This window comes from Fibrella arboris (genome assembly GCF_041321095.1).
Taxonomy (GTDB): domain Bacteria; phylum Bacteroidota; class Bacteroidia; order Cytophagales; family Spirosomataceae; genus Fibrella; species Fibrella arboris.
In genome coordinates, this window is sequence record NZ_JBGGWE010000025.1 from 1 (window position 1) to 20285 (window position 20285).

At 52.2% G+C, this 20285-nt stretch carries 22 protein-coding genes; 6 read left to right on the forward strand and 16 right to left on the reverse strand.

What is annotated here, in order from left to right:
- Positions 1-221: 221 nt before the first annotated feature.
- From tyrS to ACAW75_RS25620, 3 genes are all read right to left on the reverse strand, one after another.
- Entirely contained in the window at positions 222-1520 is a 1299-nt protein-coding gene (tyrS, locus tag ACAW75_RS25610) for a tyrosine--tRNA ligase (RefSeq protein ID WP_370731638.1), read from the reverse strand.
- 118 nt (positions 1521-1638) lie between these two features.
- Complete coding sequence (locus tag ACAW75_RS25615) at positions 1639-2835, reverse strand: S-adenosylmethionine:tRNA ribosyltransferase-isomerase (protein ID WP_370731639.1); 1197 nt, start codon at positions 2833-2835, stop codon at positions 1639-1641.
- On the reverse strand, positions 2825-3340 hold the full coding sequence (locus tag ACAW75_RS25620) for a hypothetical protein (RefSeq protein WP_370731640.1): 516 nt from the start codon (positions 3338-3340) through the stop codon (positions 2825-2827). Before ACAW75_RS25620 ends, ACAW75_RS25615 begins: the two co-directional genes overlap by 11 nt.
- Positions 3341-3436: 96 nt before the next feature.
- Here ACAW75_RS25620 and ACAW75_RS25625 point away from each other — a divergent pair, with 96 nt between their 5' ends.
- Complete coding sequence (locus tag ACAW75_RS25625) at positions 3437-3988, forward strand: cob(I)yrinic acid a,c-diamide adenosyltransferase (protein ID WP_370731641.1); 552 nt, start codon at positions 3437-3439, stop codon at positions 3986-3988.
- 86 nt (positions 3989-4074) lie between these two features.
- Here ACAW75_RS25625 and ACAW75_RS25630 read toward each other — a convergent pair whose 3' ends face one another.
- Positions 4075-4488: a DoxX family protein gene (locus ACAW75_RS25630; protein WP_370731642.1), complete on the reverse strand. Its 414-nt coding sequence runs from the start codon at positions 4486-4488 to the stop codon at positions 4075-4077.
- A gap of 251 nt (positions 4489-4739) precedes the next feature.
- Here ACAW75_RS25630 and ACAW75_RS25635 point away from each other — a divergent pair, with 251 nt between their 5' ends.
- On the forward strand, positions 4740-5810 hold the full coding sequence (locus tag ACAW75_RS25635) for a branched-chain amino acid aminotransferase (RefSeq protein ID WP_370731643.1): 1071 nt from the start codon (positions 4740-4742) through the stop codon (positions 5808-5810).
- Between the two features lie 90 nt (positions 5811-5900).
- Here the strand turns inward: ACAW75_RS25635 and ACAW75_RS25640 are convergent, their stop codons facing one another.
- Positions 5901-6065 (reverse strand): hypothetical protein, encoded by a 165-nt coding sequence (locus ACAW75_RS25640; protein ID WP_370731644.1) that lies wholly within the window; start codon positions 6063-6065, stop codon positions 5901-5903.
- Positions 6066-6077: 12 nt separating this feature from the next.
- On the opposite strand from ACAW75_RS25640, the gene ACAW75_RS25645 reads away from it, so the two are divergent.
- A complete protein-coding gene (locus ACAW75_RS25645; RefSeq protein ID WP_370731645.1) occupies positions 6078-6974 on the forward strand; it encodes a ChaN family lipoprotein in 897 nt (298 codons plus the stop codon).
- A 4-nt stretch (positions 6975-6978) separates the two neighbouring features.
- Positions 6979-8358, forward strand: a complete 1380-nt coding sequence (locus ACAW75_RS25650) for a high affinity choline transporter 1 (protein WP_370731646.1) — start codon at positions 6979-6981, stop codon at positions 8356-8358.
- 58 nt (positions 8359-8416) lie between these two features.
- Here ACAW75_RS25650 and ACAW75_RS25655 read toward each other — a convergent pair whose 3' ends face one another.
- Positions 8417-8857: an NUDIX hydrolase gene (locus ACAW75_RS25655; RefSeq protein WP_370731647.1), complete on the reverse strand. Its 441-nt coding sequence runs from the start codon at positions 8855-8857 to the stop codon at positions 8417-8419.
- Positions 8858-8975: 118 nt separating this feature from the next.
- On the opposite strand from ACAW75_RS25655, the gene ACAW75_RS25660 reads away from it, so the two are divergent.
- Positions 8976-9686, forward strand: a complete 711-nt coding sequence (locus tag ACAW75_RS25660) for a ThuA domain-containing protein (protein ID WP_370731648.1) — start codon at positions 8976-8978, stop codon at positions 9684-9686.
- 47 nt (positions 9687-9733) lie between these two features.
- On the opposite strand, the gene ACAW75_RS25665 is transcribed toward ACAW75_RS25660, so the two are convergent.
- From ACAW75_RS25665 to ACAW75_RS25680, 4 genes are all read right to left on the reverse strand, one after another.
- Positions 9734-10762 carry an MBL fold metallo-hydrolase gene (locus ACAW75_RS25665; RefSeq protein WP_370731649.1) on the reverse strand — a complete coding sequence of 343 codons (1029 nt, stop codon included), beginning with the start codon at positions 10760-10762 and terminating at the stop codon, positions 9734-9736.
- A gap of 86 nt (positions 10763-10848) precedes the next feature.
- Positions 10849-11892 (reverse strand): NAD(P)-dependent alcohol dehydrogenase, encoded by a 1044-nt coding sequence (locus ACAW75_RS25670; RefSeq protein ID WP_370731650.1) that lies wholly within the window; start codon positions 11890-11892, stop codon positions 10849-10851.
- A 136-nt stretch (positions 11893-12028) separates the two neighbouring features.
- Positions 12029-12661 carry a response regulator gene (locus ACAW75_RS25675; protein WP_370731651.1) on the reverse strand — a complete coding sequence of 211 codons (633 nt, stop codon included), beginning with the start codon at positions 12659-12661 and terminating at the stop codon, positions 12029-12031.
- Positions 12615-14759, reverse strand: coding sequence for a tetratricopeptide repeat-containing sensor histidine kinase (locus ACAW75_RS25680; RefSeq protein WP_370731652.1), 2145 nt, complete (start codon positions 14757-14759; stop codon positions 12615-12617). Before ACAW75_RS25680 ends, ACAW75_RS25675 begins: the two co-directional genes overlap by 47 nt.
- Before the next feature lie 166 nt (positions 14760-14925).
- Here ACAW75_RS25680 and ACAW75_RS25685 point away from each other — a divergent pair, with 166 nt between their 5' ends.
- A complete protein-coding gene (locus tag ACAW75_RS25685; protein WP_370731653.1) occupies positions 14926-15957 on the forward strand; it encodes a hypothetical protein in 1032 nt (343 codons plus the stop codon).
- Between the two features lie 72 nt (positions 15958-16029).
- Here ACAW75_RS25685 and ACAW75_RS25690 read toward each other — a convergent pair whose 3' ends face one another.
- The 6 genes from ACAW75_RS25690 to ACAW75_RS25715 all read right to left on the reverse strand — a co-directional run bounded on the left by ACAW75_RS25690 (position 16030) and on the right by ACAW75_RS25715 (position 20095).
- Positions 16030-16500, reverse strand: a complete 471-nt coding sequence (locus tag ACAW75_RS25690) for a GNAT family N-acetyltransferase (RefSeq protein WP_370731654.1) — start codon at positions 16498-16500, stop codon at positions 16030-16032.
- Between the two features lie 30 nt (positions 16501-16530).
- Positions 16531-16674, reverse strand: a complete 144-nt coding sequence (locus tag ACAW75_RS25695) for a hypothetical protein (protein WP_370731655.1) — start codon at positions 16672-16674, stop codon at positions 16531-16533.
- Between the two features lie 37 nt (positions 16675-16711).
- Positions 16712-17200 carry a PIN domain-containing protein gene (locus ACAW75_RS25700; protein ID WP_370731656.1) on the reverse strand — a complete coding sequence of 163 codons (489 nt, stop codon included), beginning with the start codon at positions 17198-17200 and terminating at the stop codon, positions 16712-16714.
- Complete coding sequence (locus ACAW75_RS25705) at positions 17187-17468, reverse strand: hypothetical protein (protein ID WP_370731657.1); 282 nt, start codon at positions 17466-17468, stop codon at positions 17187-17189. Before ACAW75_RS25705 ends, ACAW75_RS25700 begins: the two co-directional genes overlap by 14 nt.
- A gap of 86 nt (positions 17469-17554) precedes the next feature.
- Positions 17555-18778 carry an MFS transporter gene (locus ACAW75_RS25710; RefSeq protein WP_370731658.1) on the reverse strand — a complete coding sequence of 408 codons (1224 nt, stop codon included), beginning with the start codon at positions 18776-18778 and terminating at the stop codon, positions 17555-17557.
- A 72-nt stretch (positions 18779-18850) separates the two neighbouring features.
- The gene (locus tag ACAW75_RS25715; protein WP_370731659.1) at positions 18851-20095 is read right to left on the reverse strand and encodes an MFS transporter; all 1245 of its coding nucleotides are present in this window, start codon (positions 20093-20095) and stop codon (positions 18851-18853) included.
- Positions 20096-20285: the final 190 nt, after the last annotated feature.

The following is a 20285-nucleotide window of genomic DNA, read 5'->3' on the forward strand; positions in this document are numbered from 1 at the left end:
TTTTTATTAATTTTTTGTACTCTGCCGGGATGCTGACCCTGTGCCGTCCTCAGCAAAAGCGGCGGTGTTGCTGATGCTCAACCGCCGTTGTTCCTGATTGGGACTGCAAAAGTAGGGCAACTTCACCCCCATGTCAAGTACCTGTTAAAAGAAAGTGGTTAACAATTTGCAACTTCATCCGTTAACCACTTTCTCTCAGTTAGTTAAGACAAGAAAAAAAGTTAAACTTTTTTCAGTAGGTGATTCTTTTTACCCTTCGAAACCAGCAAATAGCGGTCCTGAAGCCATTCAAGGGCTAACGAAGCCGTTGGATCGCTCACTTTTGCTTTGTTCAAACTGACCGCATTTTGGCTGATTGCCCGTCGTGCTTCGCCCTTCGAGGCGTAAACTTCCCCCTTCGACCCTACCGATAAAAGATCTGTGATGTCTTTACAGGTAGCTAATTCGTCGGCGGAGACTTCCGTCTGGGGTACTCCTTCAAAGATTACATCGAATTCATCGACGGCAATAGAGCGCAGTGTGTCAATCGTTGCTTTGCCAAACAGTACTTCTGACGCTTTTACCGCCAGGTTATATCCTTCCTGGCCGTGTACTCGTGTGGTTACCTCTTGGGCGATGGCTTTCTGCAATAGGCGCAGATGTGGCGCTTCCGCATGCGCTGCTTCCAAACGCAGTATCTCTTCCTGACTCAACAGGGTGAAGACACGAATAAGCCGGGGGCAATCATTATCGGCGGCATTCAGCCAGAATTGGTAGAACTGATAAGGGGATGTCAGCTTTGGGTCGAGCCAAACGTTGCCGCTTTCCGACTTGCCAAACTTGGTTCCGTCGGCTTTAGTCACCAGCGGCGTTGTTAGGGCAAAGGCTCTGTCATCTTCGGATTCAGTGCCCCGCTCTTCTTTACGCCGGATAAGCTCGGTACCCGTCGTGATATTGCCCCACTGATCAGAACCGCCCATTTGCAGGCGGACGCCTTTGTTTTTGTAAAGCCAGTAGTAATCGTAGCCCTGCAATAACTGATATGAGAACTCAGTGAAGGAAATGCCCGTTTCGAGCCGCTTCTTCACCGAATCCTTCGCCATCATGTAATTAACGGTAAGGTGCTTACCGGCTTCGCGCAGGAAGCCCAAAAACGAGAATTCTTTGAACCAATCGTAATTGTTGACCATTTCGGCCGAGTTGGGTGCATCGCTGAAAGCCAGAAACTTTTCTAGCTGCTTCCTGATACCTTCCTGATTAAGTCGCAGCGTTTCTTCCGACAAAAAATCGCGCTCGGCTGCTTTACCCGATGGATCGCCAATCATACCCGTTGCGCCGCCAACCAGCGCAAACGGCTTGTGACCGGCACGCTGGAAGTGCACCAGCAACATGATCGTGGCCAGGTTGCCAATATGGAGTGATGCCGCCGTGGGGTCAAAACCGATATAACCGGCGGTCATTTCTTTACTAAGCTGGACTTCGGTACCAGGAGTCATGTCGTTGAGCATGCCTCGCCAGCGGAGTTCTTCAATGAAATTCATGAGAAATACAAAGAGTGAAAGAAAGCATGAGTGAAAGAGTGACTGATCGACAAGACCGCATCAGTGGTTGGCAACGCAATAATCATTCTTACACTCATTCTCTCTTTCACTCATTAAGTTATGGTAATAGTAACGATGAATCGCCGTAGCTGAGAAAACGATAATCGTTGCTAAGCGCTTCAGTATATATAGTACGCCAGGCATCGCCGACCAAAGCGGCAATCAGCAGAATGAGCGTGGAGCCCGGCTGGTGAAAATTGGTCACAATGCCTCGACACAGTTTCATCTGGTAACCTGGCGTGATATAAATGGCCGTATGTGCTGTCAGCAGTGGCAGTTTGCGCTGTTCCATATATAAGCGTACTGCTTCGACAGCCTCACTGGCCGATGGTTGCTCTTCCGCAGGTACGTTGTAGGCATACGCCTGGTCCAGATAAAATGGATCAGGATGATTTTTCAGTAACCGAACGCCAAACCAGTACAGGCTTTCTAGCGAGCGCATTGATGTGGTACCTACCGGAATCAGGTGGTTCAGGTGTTCCAGAACGTTCGTTATGTTTTCCCGTGTGTACACAACCTGCTCGGCGTGCATGGTATGCTGCCTCGGGTCGTCTGCCTTTATGGGTTGAAACGTACCTGCACCAACATGGAGCGTGAGGGCATCATGGCCAATGCCGCGTTCAGCCAATGTACCCAGCACCTCTTTGGTCATGTGCAGGCCGGCGGTGGGCGCCGCAACGGCTCCCTCCTTTTTGGCATACACGGTCTGGTAGGTTTGGCTATCGGCGGCAACAGGCTCCCGTTTCAGATACGGGGGCAATGGCATCTGACCAGCTTGCTCGATCAACTCGGCAAAGGTCTCATCGTCGGGCTGCCAGGTAAACCGGATCTGGCTCTTTTCGGCGTCTTCCCATTCAGCAATCAGGACAACTTCGCCGAAGGTCAGCAACAAGGTTTCGCCTTCACGCCATTTTTTGCGGTTACCAATCATACACTGCCAAACCGCACTTCCTGTGTCGAGCATTGCCTCGCCCACGGGCTGGTCGGCTGGTATTGGGTTGAGCAGGAACAGTTCGATGGTTGCGCCCGTCGATTTGGTAAAGAGCAGCCGCGCCGGAATCACCTTCGTATTATTAAAGACCAGAAAGCTGTCGACAGGCAATAGATCAGGTAATTCGTAGAACCGGCGATGGCTAATCTGCCCTTCCTTGTAGACCAGCAGTTTCGACTGGTCACGCTTGGGTAATGGGAACCGGGCAATGCGCTCGTCGGGCAGGTCGTACTGAAACTGGTCGAGACGAAGATCAGGCAACATGGTCAACGGGCGGTTTCATCATCAGCCGAATGGGTAATGATATAATAACGATAGCGAGGATAGCCGTGCTGGCAGGTAACAGCCAGCCGTAATCGTTTGAATCGGCGTTTATGTTGCTGCGATTCAGAAATGATAATACCATCAGACCAAGCGCTAATATGGTGTTGAACGCGGCCGACAAGGCATAAAACCAGCTTACATACACATCGGCCAGTTTGCGGCGTTGCCCTTCCCAGGCGGTAGGATTCGGATTTGGGATCTTCTCGGCCGGTAATTTTGGAAACAGGCGTGTAACGGCGTTGGTTATGACATAAACCAGAATAAAAATCCCAATGCTAACGTAGAAAATGACCTCCCGACTCAGGTACTGTACAGCCTGACCGGCCTCATTGAATCGAAAAGCTACTTCACCAGGATACGATATATAACTGCTCATCAAAAGGCCTACAAAACCAATGATGGACAGAATTCGCCAGGTGCGAACAAAAAAAGAACCAGCGCGCATAAGTACGGTGTAACGACGTGTTGTTAATGGGCCGCAAAGGTACTTTTGCGGCACCGCATTTAGCCAGTTAACCTTGATTTACTCTAAAAAGTCTCCATGAAAATATATACCCGAACCGGCGATGCTGGGCAAACATCCCTTATTGGCGGGCGGCGCGTGAGCAAAGCCGATTTACGGATCGATACCTACGGTACCGTTGATGAGCTGAACTCGTGGATCGGCCTGCTGCGCGATCAGCCCGTGAACGCCAATCGCCGACCGTTGCTGAAAGAAATACAGGATCGGCTGTTTACGGTAGGTGCCGAATTGGCTACCGATCCGGAAAAGCCCCCTCGCCAGGCCATTCCAGCTATTATCGACGCGGACATTGTGCGTCTGGAAGATAACATGGACGCTATGGACACCGAATTACCTGAGTTGCGGAAATTCGTATTACCCGGCGGCCACGCGTCCGTTTCCTTCGCTCATCTGGCCCGCACGGTGTGCCGTCGCGCCGAACGGCTTGCCATTGGCCTCAACAACGAGTCGCCGGTTGATCCGCTGGTGATAACGTACCTGAACCGGTTATCCGATTACCTCTTCGTACTAAGCCGGAAAATGGCACAGGATCTGGCCGTGGATGAGGTTGCGTGGGAACCGAGGGTGTAAAAGAGTTTACCGTTTTCAGTTGCCCTGCTTTGTCACGTTTGTGGCATTAGCAGGGCAACTGAAAACTGCAAACGGTAAACTCCTTCCTATTCCCTTCCCAGCATGATCCGGTCGACGGAGTAGAAGTTGGATTGCTGCGTCCAGACGAGGATGAAAAAGATGACGGAGTAGATCAGTTGAGAGGCGACAACATCCCATTTCTGCTGGAACGACGTACCTACCATCAGCGCCATCATTAAAAGGCTCGCCGCTACGAGCGTGTACCGGGTAAACAGGCCAATGGTCAGCAGAAGGCCAATGATCAATTCAATGTAGGAAAGCACCGTGCCGAAAGCATACACCAGGAACGACGGAAGCGGTGTCTGGCTGAAATCGGCAACCATCTTATCACGGAATCCGCCAGCACCTTTCATGAATCGGGGAATAGCGTGGAAGGTGAAATTTACACCCATCGTTAGCCGTAACAAGAGATAGGCCAGGAACTGATCAGACATTTTCATACGTCAATACACTTTAGGATAGAACGCCAATACGGCCTCTTTAGCCATTCGGTATAGAATTTGTTTAGTTTTCGGCTAACTGCATGAGGATGAGTGCCTGTTTTTTTTACATTTGTTGTCAAAGCAACTAAATCACAAAATAGTCGTAAGTCAATGAGTGGTAAGCCATAAGTGGCTTCGCGCATCATACTGATTTTAGAGAGCGAAGCCACTTATGGCTTACCACTCATTGACTTACGACTACCTATACCATGACTACTGACTTGCTTCAGATCGAGATGCAGAAGGCTACGCAGAGCCGCATCCAGGAGGTTGACTTCAATAATCTGCCCTTCGGTAAGCACTTTGCCGATCACATGTTCGTAGCCGACTACGCCGATGGTCAGTGGACTGACCTGCGGGTGGTACCTTTCGGCGATTTTTCGTTCAATCCGGCGCTTTCATCGCTGCACTACGGCCAGTCGATCTTCGAGGGCATGAAAGCCTACAAGAACGAAGCCGGTGAAGTGTTGATGTTTCGCCCGCTCGACAACTGGGCGCGCATGAACGAGTCGGCCAAGCGTATGTGCATGGCAACGATCCCTGAGGATGTGTTCATGGGTGGTCTGGAAGCGTTGCTTCGTACTGATGCCGACTGGGTTCCTAACCAACCGGGCAGTTCGCTGTATATCCGTCCGTATATGTTTGCCACAGATGTGTATCTGGGCGTAGCGGCGTCGAAGACGTATCGTTTCTGCATTTTCACCTGTCCGGTAGGGGTTTATTACTCTAAACCGCTGAAAGTAAAGGTCGAGATGAACTACATCCGTTCGGCACCGGGTGGTGTGGGCGCGGCCAAATGCGCTGGTAACTACGCCGGTTCACTGTACCCAACGCTACAGGCACAGCAGGCGGGGTACGATCAATTGCTTTGGACCGACGCAACCGAGCATCAATACTTCGAAGAGTCGGGCACGATGAACGTAATGTTCGTCATCGACGGCAAACTGGTCACGCCAGCCTTATCGGACTCTATTCTGGATGGAGTAACCCGCCGCAGTATTGTAGCGATCGCCAAAAGCTGGGACATGCCTGTCGAAGAGCGTAAAGTATCGATCCGTGAAGTAATCGACGGTATTGAAGATGGCTCGCTGACTGAAGCATTTGGTGCCGGCACCGCCGTTGTGGTATCGCCTTTCCAGGTCATTGGCTACGAAGGCAAAGACTACATGCTGCCAGAACGCGCCCCAGCCGATTCGTTTGCGGCACGCGTGAAAGACTACATGAGCGACCTGCGCACAGGCAAGATCGAGGATACGTTCGGCTGGACGTATAAAGTTTAGAGGAGGAAAGGGAGAGGAAAGGAGGAAGGGAGGAAAGGAGGAAAGGAGGAAAGGGAGGAGGGGGAAGAAAAGAGAACGGTGCTTGGCCGCCTATTCCCTTTCCTCCTTTCCTCCTTTCCTCCCTTTCCTCCCTTTCCTCCCTTTCCTCCCTTTCCTCCCTTTCCTCCCTTTCCTCCCTTTCCTCCCTTTCCTCCCTTTCCTCCCTTTCCTCCCTTTCCTCCCTTTCCTCCCTTTCCTCCTTTCCTCCTTCTTCATATCTTCGTTGGTATGAGATCATTTGTCATCTTCGCTGCGCTACTGACACTGACCGCCTTTCGCGGCGATAAGCCAGCTTACCAGTTCTATACGCAAACCGGAAAGGCCTCTTCTTACGAAAAGCTGCTAAAGGAAGCGGCCGGGGCTGATGTGGTGCTGTTTGGCGAACTGCACAACAACCCAATTTGCCACTGGTTCGAACTCCAGTTAGCCAAAGATCTGGCCACCCAATTAGGCACGAAACTGGTATTGGGTGCCGAAATGTTCGAGGCCGATAATCAGCAGGCACTAACCAGGTACGTTAGTGGTCAGACATCTGACAAGGAGTTTGCTAAAGAAGCCCGTCTGTGGCAAAATTACGATACCGACTACCGCCCGATTGTTGATCTGGCGCGTGATAAGAAGCTGACATTTGCCGCCAGCAACGTACCTAGACGGTACGCCAGTCTGGTAGCACGCCAAGGGTTGGCTGCGCTTGACACGGTATCGGCAACGGGTAAACAGCAGATGGCCAACTTGCCACTGACGGTTGATCTAACCCTGCCTGGCTACAAAGGCATGCTTGAGATGATGGGAAGTCATGGTGGTTCACCATCGAGTGGTGGGCCACAGGTAGAAAACTTTGCGCGGGCGCAGGCGCTGAAAGATGCGACCATGGCCCGCTTTATTCTGGAAAATGGCCAGTTTACAGGCGATAAGCCCGCCCGTACCGTTTTGCATTTCAACGGCGATTACCATTCCAAGAATTTCGAGGGCATTGTCTGGTATTTACGTCAGCAGCAGCCGAATCTGAAAATCGTGACGATCTCGTCGGTAGAAGGCCAGAACATATCGAAGCCACAAGCCGACTGGAAAGGCCTTGCGACCTATGTGTTGGCCATTCCCGGCGACATGACGAAGACGTACTGACCCTATGCTCATCACCTGCATCACACTCTATTTGCTGTCTAACATCGCGATTGGGGCATGGGCAGCGCGACGGGTTACTACTTCACAGGATTTTGTGCTCGCTGGTCGGGGCTTATCGCTGGCGCTGGCTACGTCGGTCACGTTTGCTACCTGGTTCGGATCGGAAAGCATCATGGGTGCTCCGGCCAAATTCGTGGAAGGTGGCGTATTGAGTATCATCGAAGAACCGTTTGGCTCGGCACTGTGCCTATTTTTAGTCGGGGCTTTTTTTGCACGTCCGCTGTACGAGCAGAATATCACTACATTTTCCGATTACTTCCGCCTCCGGTTTGGTCGCTCGGCCGAGCTGGTCAGCGCGGTGATCATGATTCCTTCCTACTTCAGCTGGATTGCCGCGCAGTACATCGCTATTGGTATCGTGCTGAACGTAGTGATAGGTATTCCCATGGCGTGGGGAATCATTGCCAGTGCCACCATCGTAATGATTTACACGTTGCTGGGTGGTATGTGGTCTATCTCGATCACCGATTTTCTGCACAACCTCATTATCATTCTGGCCCTGCTGGTACTGGCCTTCGTGCTATATCCGCAGGTGGGCGGCATGGCAGGTGTAACCGCGAAGATGCCCGATACCTTTTTCCAGTTTCTGCCACCGGCCAGCCTAAGCGGCTGGGCAACGTACCTGGCAGCCTGGATGACGATTGGGCTGGGAAGCATTCCGCAACAGGATATTTTTCAGCGAGTCATGTCGGCTAAATCGGCGCGGGTGTCGGTGCAGGCGTCATATCTGGCATCGGGGTTGTACCTGTCGGTGGCGGCCTTGCCCCTGTTCATCGCCCTCGCCGCCCGGCTACTTCATCCTGATCTGGCAGGATCCGATGAGCAAAGCCGTCAGTTGATTATCCCGAATATGGTGATGCGACATGGAAGTCTTCCCCTGCAAATCCTTTTCTTCGGCGCACTGACCTCGGCCATTCTGAGTGTGTCGAGCGGCGCGATTCTGGCGCCGGCTACTGTTTTCGGCGAAAACATCCTGAAGTTTTTCCGGCCTAACCTTACCGATAGGCAGCTTCTCAAATCCATCCGCTGGTCCATTGTCGTGATCTCGGTCATCTGCGTAGGCATGACGCTGCAGCGAACCACCAGTATTTTCGACCTTGTGGGCGAATCCTCAGCGTTCAGCTTAGTGTCGCTGTTTGTACCGCTTACCGCCGGGATCTACTGGAGACGCGCTACCAATCGGGGATGCTTATGGTCGATCGTGCTTGGTTTTGGCGTCTGGCTACTCTGCCTCTGGCTAGAAACATCCTTCCCGCCCATGCTCTGGGGCCTGATCGCCAGTACAGCTGGCATGATTGGCGGGAGTTTAATAAAACAAAAATGATTTTTGAAGCAGGATTTTTTGTTCCAGGCGAAAGAAATCCTGTTCACCTTACTCAGTCTCAGCCGTAGAAAGGCTGTTCAATGTAGCCCAGGTACGTTGTGGGTAGCATGGCGGTGTGATGCTCCTGAATGGCGGTGGCCACACTGGGGTACATGGCCAAATCGGTAAGTTCATCGACGGGCTTCCAGATTATGCTCTGGGCTGTTGTGTGAACCGGGTTCAGCGTGGGTTCGCCGCTGAATAGCTCGCCGAAGAAGACACAGTGCAGCACATCTTCTTTCTGATTGGGCCGGGTTACGACGCCGCAGAAGAGCATATTGAATACCTGGATCTCGACCCCTAACTCCTCCATTAATTCGCGTTCAAGGGTGGCTTCCAGGTCTTCGCCCGGATCAGGATTGCCACCGGGCAGCGCAAAAACGTCCGTATCACCGTAGCGATACTGCATCAGCAAGACGGCATCATCACGGAGGAGAACAACAGCGGGGCGAACGGTCATTTAGTGTTAGTTGAAGTTGGGTAGGCGACACCAGCAAGATAATGGACCATCCTACCGGGCGACACCATTAAATTAATCAATTCTACGCCTTTACGGATAAATAAACCTAGATTTCCTCATGAAATTTTTCGCCGTTGCGCTGCTCGTCAGCCTGACCTATACCACCTACGCCCAGGATGCGGTGCTGGTTTTTTCCCGCACGAAAGGGTACCGCCACGCCTCTATCGGGGCTGGCAAAACTGCGCTTATGAAGATGGGCCAGGAAAATAAATTCCGGGTCGACACCACGGAAGATGCCAGTATGTTTACGTATGACAACCTGAAAAAATACAAGGCGGTTATCTTCCTGAGCACTACCGGCGACGTGCTCGACAGCCTGCAACAGATCGCTTTCGAGAAATACATCAAGAAGGGCGGTGGGTACGTTGGCATTCACGCGGCGGCCGATACGGAGTACAAATGGCCCTGGTACAATGAATTATGCGGTGCCTATTTCCTGAGTCATCCCAAACAGCAGGATGCCGAGGTGGAGGTAATCGATAAGAAACATCCGTCGACGAAAGACCTGCCCGACCGTTGGAAACGCTTTGACGAGTGGTATAGCTACAAAAGCATTGTTGCCGGACCAACCGTACTGGCCAAGCTCGACGAGAAAACGTATACGGGCGGTGCCAACGGCGACAACCACCCCATTGCCTGGTACCGTAAGTTCGACGGGGGCCGTTCATTCTACACCGGTATGGGCCACACGGATGCGTCCTATGTTGATCCCCTCTTTGTAGGTCACCTGCTTGGCGGCGTCAAGTGGGCAATGGGCAAAGCGAAGTAGTATCAGTGAACAAAGAGGTGGTTCACTGATACTACTTCTTTGTTCCATCACCGCCTGAACACCATTGCTTTCCCCTCTACCGGTACAACGAACCGCTGGAGGGGAATTTTTTGTTTCAGGAGTTCTTTCGTCAGGTCGTCGCGTGGTTCGAACAGGCCATCGTCACCCTGTTGGAAGGTCCCAAAGTGAATACCGACGGTTTGCGGTTGCCCCAGGTCGTTAAATGCCCGCACGGCATCGATCGGCGACATATGCACGGGGGCCATAAACCAGGTTGGGCGGTACGAGCCAATAGGCAGCATCGCCAGTTTGATTGGCCCTGTTTCACTGATCTCGGCCTGCCGGACAATCTTCGGAAACAGATCGCCGTAGCCCGTATCGCCTGCGAAGTAAATCGTACCGAAACGGGTATGGAGCAAATAACCTGCCCAGAGCGTGCGATTCCGGTCGCCCATACCCCGGTTACTAAAATGACGGGCTTCGGTGCAGGTGATCGTGAGTTTATCAGACAGCACCAGCTTATCATTCCAGTCCATTTCGCGTGTGGTGGTCCCGCCCACTTTCTTCGGCAGGTATGATACGCCCAACGGCGTCACCATGGGTGGGTTAAAGTCTTTCGCCAGTCGTTGCAACGTACCCAGATCAAGGTGATCGTAGTGGCAGTGACTCAGGAGTACGGCATCGATGGGTGGCAGGTCTTCATACCGGATTCCCGGCGGACGGCGACGCTTCACACCCAGCCATTTTGTTGGCCCAACCTTAGGCGACCAGACCGGATCAGTCAGGATATTCAGCCCGTCGACTTGCAGCAGAAAGCTGGAGTGCCCAACAAATGTCACTACCAAACTATCACCGAAGACCCGTGTTTGTGGCTTGGGACCGGGCGGCGCGTCGGGTGCATCGAGCCAGGGGCCTTTATCCCGGTGTAACAACCATGTCAACAGGCCACCTTGGCGCTCAACAGCGGGGCCGGTATTGGCGAATTTCTTGCCGTTGAAATGATCGGTAACAGGCCCCTTATAACGTGGCGCACAGGCTGCGACTACGAGCAGGAGTACTAGGTACGTGTGCTTCATGCAGTGGATAGTGATAACTATAATGAGACTCCAGCCTGGGCATGTAGTTTGTTTATGCCCGAAGCTGGAGATTCAGGATACTATGGCTATAATGTTGCCATATCGATCACGAACCGGTAGCGAACGTCTCCTTTCAGCATTCGTTCGTAGGCTGTCTGTATGTAATCGATCGGAACTACTTCTACATCCGACGTAATGTTGTGTTCAGCACAGTAGTCCAGCATTTCCTGCGTTTCGGGCATCCCGCCTGTATTAGATCCGACAATGCTTTTGCGCCTGCCCAACAGGCTAAAAATGCCCACTTCGGCGGGTGTTGGCGGGGCACCAACGCAGATGTGCACCCCATTGGTTTTCAGCAGGTTCAGGTACATGTTGTAATCGTGTGGAGCAGAAACCGTATCGACAATGAAATCAAACGTGTTCTGTACTGCTTTCACCTGAGCCGGATCGCTGGTTAGCACAAACTTATGCGCCCCTAACCGACGAGCATCTTCTTCTTTCGCGGCCGATGTACTCAACATGGTTACTTCGGCTCCAAAAGACGCCGCGAATTTCACGGCCATATGGCCAAGGCCGCCTAATCCCAGTACTGCCACTTTATGGCCAGGCCCGACTTTCCAGTAACGCAGGGGCGAATAGGTGGTAATACCCGCACAAAGCAGCGGCGCTACGCCGGGTAGATCGAGCGATTCGGCGATGTGTAGCACAAAGTCTTCGTGGGCAACCATTACGTTCGAGTAGCCACCATACGTTGGCGTTTTCTTATCCTGTTCGTAGCCGTTGTAGGTCTGTGAGTTACCATTCAGGCAATACTGCTCCAGACCTTCGGCACAATTGTCGCAGTGCCGGCATGAGTCGACAAAACAACCTACTGCGGCCAGATCACCAACCTTGAATTTAGCCACATGGTCGCCAACCGCCGTCACCCGGCCAACAATTTCGTGGCCTGGTACCATGGGGTAGATAGACCCGCCCCATTCGTCGCGAACCTGATGAATATCTGAGTGGCAAACGCCGCAGTACAAAATATCGAACTGAACATCATGGGGTTTCAGATCCCGCCGTTCAAACTGAAAAGGTGCCAGGGGCGATTGTGCACTTTGCGCCGCGTAGCCTTTCGCTGCAGTCATACTGTTTGTGTAGTTGTTTGTTATAAAAAGTCCCTGGCTGGCGCATAATACCTGCCGGGTCAGCCAATCCGCTACAGTAAACAACTCAAAACGGACCTCTTTGGCCGACAGAACCCGTACAATTACTTTTTAGCTGCTACAAGCCATGCTTGTTAGCAAACTGAATGACGTCGGCGACATTGGTCAGGTATAGTTTTGAGTGGATGTTTTTACGGTGGCTCCTGACGGTGAAAGCACTGATGCAGAGCTTATCAGCAATTTCTTCGCTGGTTAAGCCATCGCGGATGAGCCGAATCACTTCAACTTCACGAAAGGTCAGGTTGAGCCGTCGGGCAAAATCATCGCCAAACTGATTTTCGTTATCACCGGCTGCAGGCGACACCCGTGTATCGAATACGGTACCGCTATCCAGTACCGTTTGAATACCCTCAATGAGTTGAGACGGCGTTGTGTCTTTCAGTAAGTAGCCGTGCAACCCGGCCCGCCGGGTTTCTTCCAGCAGCTTAGGCTGGTCATACATCGTTAGGATAATGACTTTGATAGCCTTGAAATGACCAATCAGGTCCCGACCCAGATCGATACCATTTGTGCCATTAAGATTAACGTCGAGAATGACCAGATTGGGCGAGAGCCTACGTATGGCATCGGCCACCTGAGTGGCTACCGCAATCTGACCGCAAACCGTCCAGTCTGGTCTCCGTTCGAGTAATAGTTTCAGCCCGTTACTGAATAGCAGGTGATCGTCGACGATCAGAATTTGGCAAGGCATGGGATGCTGAATAAGGTATCTCGAGTATAATGAACGTTCCGCCGGAACCCGTTTCCATATGCAGGGTGGCTCCTATGTGATCGGCTCGCAAGGTATTGTTTGTCAAGCCCATTCCCTGTTTGTTTGCCAGTGCCTCATCTGTCATACCCACACCGTCATCTTCTACCTGTACGGTCAGGTACGTTTCCTCATATAACAGTTGAACGGATGCCCGGCGGGCCCTGGCGTGCTTTAATATATTCTGCACCAGCTCCGAAATAATCCGGTACGTTGTCAGCTCCACCTCTATGGGCAATCGTTTTTCTGAACCCGTTACCAGACAGTCAACAGTGGTGGGTTCCTTCGGAATTGCTTTGATCAACTGCTCAACCGCGCCACGTAAGCCGATCCGCATCAGTTCGGGGGGCATCAAATTATGAGCGATACGGCGCAGGTCGTGCCCGCTCTTCTGAATCAACGGTTCAAGGTCGATAAACGCCTGTCGGGTAAACGCATCATTGGTGTGTTCCTGCAAACTAGCCATCCGCTGGCGAATGGTAGCCAGCGTTCCGCCAAGATCGTCGTGCAGGTCGGCAGCAATGCGTTGCCGTTCCGCATCCTGCGTCTTAATGATGCGCGCGTCTGTTTCTTTCCGTTCAATGGCTAGCCGTAAGTCGGCTTCAGCTTTGCGCTTTCGTAACTGAACCATGTAGAGCAGCAGGATCAGGATGCCAAGCAGCAGCGCCGATGAAGTGGTGATGTAGAAAATCCAGTTCTGCTGGGTTCGGTTTTCCTGCTCCAGTGTCTTTTGCGCAAAACTCTGTTGTTCCAGCCGATGGTTGATCTGTTGCCGGGCCAGCATGCTCGTTGCCCGTTCCTGTTCAAACCGCCGTTGCTGTTCGCTCAACAGTGCCTGTTGCCTCAACTCGCGTTGTTGAGCCACGGCTTTCAGCCGATCCAGCTCAGCTTGCTTGCTGAGCGTTAATAACCGTTGAGCCTGGAGTTGCTGTTGCTGCCGGTTTTGCGCCTCTACCCGTTCAATCTCATTCTTATTCCGCAAAAGGGCCAGATCTCTACTTTGCAGGTCATTGGCCGCCGAATCGCGAAGGGCTACAAATCGCTTGAAATAAAACAGGCTGGCTGCCCACTTCTGCTGATCCGAATAAACCTGATACAGGGCAAAGTAGGCTCGTCGCCGCGCTGTTGATAAAGGTTTAGGCAGTGCTAACAGGGCCAATGCGTACTGTTCGGCCTGTTCGTGCTGCCCCAGCGCGGCCTGAGCATGAGCCAGCATAGACAGATTACTCTCATTAGGCTTTCCAGTGGGCTCCAACGATTTCCAGGTTTTTTCGGCTTTTCGAGCATAGGTGAGGGCCTTGTCATACAGCTCATATTTAAGGTACAGTTCGGCCAGGTCGCCGTAGACATAGGCCGCATTCAGTTTTGGCTGCTTGTCCGATAACAGGGCCGCCGCAGCCAGATAGTGCTGTTCGCTCTCGCTGAATTTCCCCTGCCGGTTAAAGAGCAGCCCAATCTTTTGCTCGATGGTCATCTGGTGGCTGGTCGTCAGTACGGGGTCGAGCCGGCCGTTCGTCAGCAATCGCTGTTTGGCCCTCATCAGCAGGCGGAACGCATTGTCATCATCGCCAGACAGGCTATACAGCTCGCCCAGATTCATGTCTACCCGCCAGGCACTGGGCGGTAGCGTGCGGGCTTTTTCCATCACCGCCATTGCCTCGAAATTAATCTGCATGGCCCTGGGGTAGTCGATCTTCAGCGTGTGGAAGTACTGTTCCCGTAACAGAATCCCCCTCACTTCAAATTCAGTGTTTTTAAGGGCCTGGGCTTGTTTGGCCAGTTCATAACCGTAATACAGCATACTGTCTCGGCGAGATTGCCACATTCCATGTGTCCGGCCCAGCAGGTACAAGGATTCAAGCCGTAACGTGTCTGTTTGCGGTTTACGGGGCATCGCCGTGAACCGCTGATAATGCCCTTTGAGCGCCTGACTCAGGCTATCCATGTACACAAAATCAGCACGCCGGTCGACGGTAATTTTTGGCAGTGCCGGAAATTGGGCCCAACCGGTTGTACACGCTGCCATAATCACCGTGATCATCGACAAAAAAAGTCGTAGTGCGCTCATCGAACTCCTTATCATTCAGCTAGTAGCTGAATATATGGAAGGTAAACCAATTCGCAAAATATACCCTAAAAGAGGTATTGACACCAGCGGCCGGGTAAGGGATATTTGTTACTGTCTATCCACACTTTATTCTTTACTTATGACCAGACAATTAATTCTCCGTTCTTCGCTGGTATTGCTCTGCCTGCTGGCTGGTTGCAACCAAAAACAGGTTGACCCTAGTCCAACCTACACGATCGTGAATAATGGCAATGGAGGGGTCACCTCGATTACCGACACGCAGGACAAAGTGCCGTTAAACATGGCCCAGGCGGTGCCGTCTGTATCTGGTGAAACGTACCCAGCCAATATGCCGCTTCTCTTTTTCCTGGATGATAAGGTTTATCTCTCTTCGATCCAGAACAATTTCGTAGTGAAAGTAGACGGTGTTATTGTTGGTGGAACCATTTCTGTGAACCCGGCGGCCAACGGCTACGCGATTCTCACGTTTTCGCCAGTTACGCCATTCAAAGGCGGCCAAACCATCGAAGTAACGCTCAAGGAAGGCATGCAGGATGATGGTGGCAACGGGTTTTATTCCGACTTCGTCCTCACCTACACCACCAGTTCGGGTAGTGGCGAGAGTTTCGACGCCAACAAGGGGTTTGAAGCCGGCACAGCCGGCACCGTGTTTGTAGGCGATGGCGCAGTGCTGACAGGCACCCAAGGGTCAATCGCTCCACAGAGTGGCAATCGGTTCGGGGCTATTACATCGGGGAGTAAGCTGGTATCAACGGGAACGGCGGCCGGCAATGCATCCAGCACCATGATTTTGGGGCCTATAAATACCAGCCTGACCGCCCTTACATTCAATTACAATTTTATATCAGCCGAGTTCAATGACTACGTTGGTACGAAATTCGACGATACAGCCATGTTTACGGTGTATGGGCCCAAGGGCGCGTATTCAACGTTCATCAACAGCGTAAATACAATTGCCTATGCCAATCAGAAGATTACGTATCCTGGCATGCCAGACGGAGGCGACTCGTATGTTGGGGCTACAGGCTGGCAGTCTAAACGCTTTACCTTCAACGATGTAGGCTCGCCTGCGTTCGTTGTGTATACCGTCACCGACGTGTCTGATACCCGGTTATCCACTATTCTGGCTATCGATAATCTGTCGTATTGATAGTGTACGTATTAATGTTCACCTGTCTGGCGAGCTATTGGCCGGACAGGTGGACATTAGTTGTATCCTGCGCTAAGCCGGGGGCAACTGCACAGGGCCTTCCTTCTTCATACATACACTCCGGGGCATGCCTGCATATGGCCCGTAGTTGGGAATACGCTCGTACCCGTTTTTGGTGTAAAGGCCAATAGCATCGGGCATATCGCTGGCTGTTTCGAGCACAGTCCCCTGAAATCCCAATTCGTAGCTCCATGCTTCCAGTTCGTTCAGAATCCGACTGGCAACGCCTTGGCCCCGTTGCGTTGGCAGCACATACATCCGCTTAATTTCAGTATGAGCCGCATCATACGGCTTAACAGCCCCACAGCCTACGGGTGTAGTACCGTGATAAGCCACAACAACGTACCTAAGCGATTCAATGCCATTAAACTGGCTGTAAATCGAATGCTCGTCACCATTCAGAATGCGTAGGTAAGCATCAAGTTGCTGAACGAGCTGCTGAAAATCTGAATTAGTAGAATCGGTTCGTGAAAAAGTAAGCATCGCGAAGAATTCGTTAAGGAGAATAAACGCCTATTCAACCTGTTCATCCCGATTCCGCGCCAACCAGGCCACCACCGCCAGGCAGGCTCCGAACCAGGCAAACGGCAGGCGAAGATCAACGGTGGAGAGGAGGCCAAAGACCAGCGTGGTACCGAAACTGGCCAGCCCCTGCATAGCCTGGTAGTGGAGAATGTTACTTACCAGCCTTCAATTAGCGAAGGTTACCAGTTCGAAAATTGTTAAAATTCAACACATTAAGGCCCATTCCTTCTAAATAAGAATAGAGCTTAAGGTCTTGAGTCACTACAGCAAAATCCTCCTGCGCCATAGCATAAATTACAGCATCCGACAAGCCGAATTTCGTGTAGATCTTCGCATGTGCTTGCATAATGCTGAGGCTATTCATATACTGTTCCTCTGACCTCTCTGCGACACCCTTCAGCACTGAGAGTGCATCTATACCTTTATAAGAGACCCCTTCCAACAGATTGCTGGCTTCCGTTAAAATGTTGGGTGTCAGAACAACGGATTGGCAGTTATCAATTATTCTCAGAAGTAAATAGAAGTCATCGACTGTGTATTGTCGGGTACGTTTGTCTTCGCTGATTTCATCAACACTCAGCGTGCCAATTGTCAGTAGCACTAAAAGATTGGTATCTATCAGCAGACCTTTGCTTTTTCTAAGGTCAGTTAACGTCATTCTTAAGCTGCCTGATTCTCATAGACTCAACCTCCCCGCTCTGAGCATCAATCTTGAATATTTTGTATTGCCGAATGGTTTTGGGCGCAAAAGATGCCGCCAGCCCTGACAGGCCCTGATTATTTTCAACCGGAAAACTTAGCGTTATGAGCCAATGCGCTTTCTGTTCGTCCAACTCAACTTCTTCAACTAATTCACCATCGATATCAGGATATATATCCTTATAAAAAGACAGCGCGCTTTTGGCTGCATCTTTTACTGAAAGCATGATTATACCACTGGTTATTGAGCTATAAATTTACTTTTCTTAGCCTGAAAACAAATTTTCAGGCTAAAGTTCGTCTGATGACCAGACTATTCATCCCGATTCCGCGCCAGCCAGGCCACCACCGCCAGGCAGGCTCCGAACCAGGCAAACGGCAGGCGAAGATCAACGGTGGAGAGGAGGCCAAAGACCAGCGTGGTACCGAAACTGGCCAGCCCCTGCATAGCCTGGTTCAGGCCGAATATCTCGCCCCGGTCGGTGTCAGTGGTTTTCTGTGCCATCAGCCCTTCGATCAAGCCCTGAATAAGTGAGTAGGTCAGGCAGTCGATGGTGATCACGACGTAGAGCCAGACCCGCGACGTACCCACCAGCCCGTATGAGGCCAGCACGGGTACCCCCACCAGCGCAAACCAGAAAATGGCCCGGCGCTGATTGATCCGGTCCGCCAGGAAACCGTAAAAACCGTAGCTGATGGCTACGCTTAGCCCGCCGAAATACATAAAGAAGTACGAGATGTCTTTGGCGTCCATTTTCAACTCGCCCAGGCTGACATACGCCACAAAATAGTTATAGTACCCGATGGCGCCGGTTAGGGCCACCTGCATCAATACGAGTTTCAGCAGGCCGGGATGCGCCTGTTCTTTCTGTCGAAGCCGGGTCAGTATGCTACCTACGTTCAGCGAGCGCACCAGTTCGGTTTTCAGCTCGTCACGCGATACACCTCCCGGATTGGGGCGGTCCGCCGTGCGGTGCGTTTCGCGCAGCAGAAAACTGAGCAGTACGTTCAGCGCCGACAGCCCCACGGCCATCGCCACCACGTACCGGGCCTGTTCAACCGGGTCAGTGAGGTGCAGCGTGGTGATGAGCAGCCCCGCTACTGCCGGACCAATGACGAAGCCAAGGGAGATGATGGCCCCCTCGATGCCGAGGTTACGGAACAGGGCTTCTTTTGGCGAAATATCCGTGATGGCCGAGCGCACCGTGGCGTATAACCCGTTGGTAAGCCCGTCGCTGAACCGGTTGGCCAGTTGCCAGCCCATCCGAACAGGCAGCAGCATACAGTCGGCCACGAACGTACCTATCGACGACAGCCTGAAGATGGGCTTACGCCCGTAACCGTCGGACAATTTCCCCAGTAGCGGAGCCGATATCAGTTGAACGCCTAAAAACAGGGCCGTTCCCAGGGCCAGCCAGAGTTGCGGTTGGGCGTGTCCCCGTACAAACTGAGGCAGTACCGGTCCAATGATAGACCCTACAACAACATCGATAAAAATAATGGCGTAGATATGAAGCAGGTGGCGGTCTTTAAACATGGAGAAAAACAGTCGTAAGTAGGTAAGCCGTAAGTAGCTTCGCTTAGTTCAACCAGTTCCCTGCCACCACGATCACTTCTGATTCTCGTCCTTTGTTTCGTTGGCGGCATCTTCAGGGAGCGTGGCCGAGCGGTAGGCCAGTACACCTAATGCCAGCGCGTAGAAGGCAAAGGGCGCACGCGGATCAAGGGCTGTCAGCAAGGTAGTGGCAACCGCCGCCGCAAAACTAGCCACGCCACCCAGCGCCTGCGTGTCGCCAAAAACACTTCCCTGCCCCTCTCCTTTGGCAGCCAATTGCGAGGTGATACCGGCGATCAGGCCAGCCAGCAGGCCAATGGTCAGTGAATCAACGGCACCGGCCAGGTAGAGCATCAACACGCTGCCACCCGCAAATGCATACAGCCCCATGACCCCGATACCAGCGATGGCGACCACGACCAGCGCCTTTTTCTGATCAAGGCGCTTGGCAATAAACTGAAAGAAAAGCAGGTTGGTTACAATCGTAATAAGACCGTAGTAGATAAAGAAATACGAGGCCTGCCGGGCCGTCAGGCCAAGATCGCCCACGATGAGGTAGGCAATGAAATAGTTGTAGTACCCCAGTGCCAGCAGTGAAAGCAACTGCAGGATGTAGAGCGCCTTGAAGCCCTTCAGTTTTTCGTCAACGTCATCCAGCTGTTTCCACAACGTTTTTACTTTCAATGCGTTGAATGCCTTCGCCTTTAGCTCCTGCGGATCGACCGGCTGCTTCTCTTTATCGTTTGTTTCCTTGAAAACAAGGGTCAAAACGATGTTCAGTACCGCCAGCAGGCAGCCCATGATCACGAGCGGAATGGGATCGAACCGAGCCTGAGGCAACGAAATGATCAGCAGACCGCCAATGGCCGGTCCGAATATGGCACCCAGCGCCGTGATGTTTCCCTGAAGGCTTGTCTGTTGCGTTACGTCATTGTCTTCGGCCGTATCGACCACCGCCGATCGCAGCACCGACCCCATCCCGTTCGTTGTTCCTTCAACGGCCCGGTTTCCCAGATACCCGAAAACATTGACTGGAAAAAGTAAAAAGGAGGCCAGAAACGACCCAATGGCTGTTCCGATCAGTACGGGCCGGCGCCCGATTTTGTCGGATAAAGAGCCCAGCACCGGGGAGGTGATCAACTGCAAACCCAGTAGCAGCGCCGACCCCGCCATGACCCAGACCTGCTTGGCCGACAGCGCTTCCGTATACTTGTTGAACAAAGGCCCTAGCCCACCAGCCACTACGGCATCGATGAAGGTGATGGCATAGATTAGGCCAAGTCTCGGATTTTTAAACATGCGTTGAGTTCGTTACGGTCGATCAGACTACTAAACAGCCCGCCAATGTGGTGATTCATATACATCTGTAACCTGTATCAGCGCCAAAACGCCTGAACCAGTGGATAAGTGACCGTTACCGCACCGCCGGCAGAGGTGATACAACACTGAAACAGCGGCCAAGGCCGTCACGATCAAGAATTTGATAAAC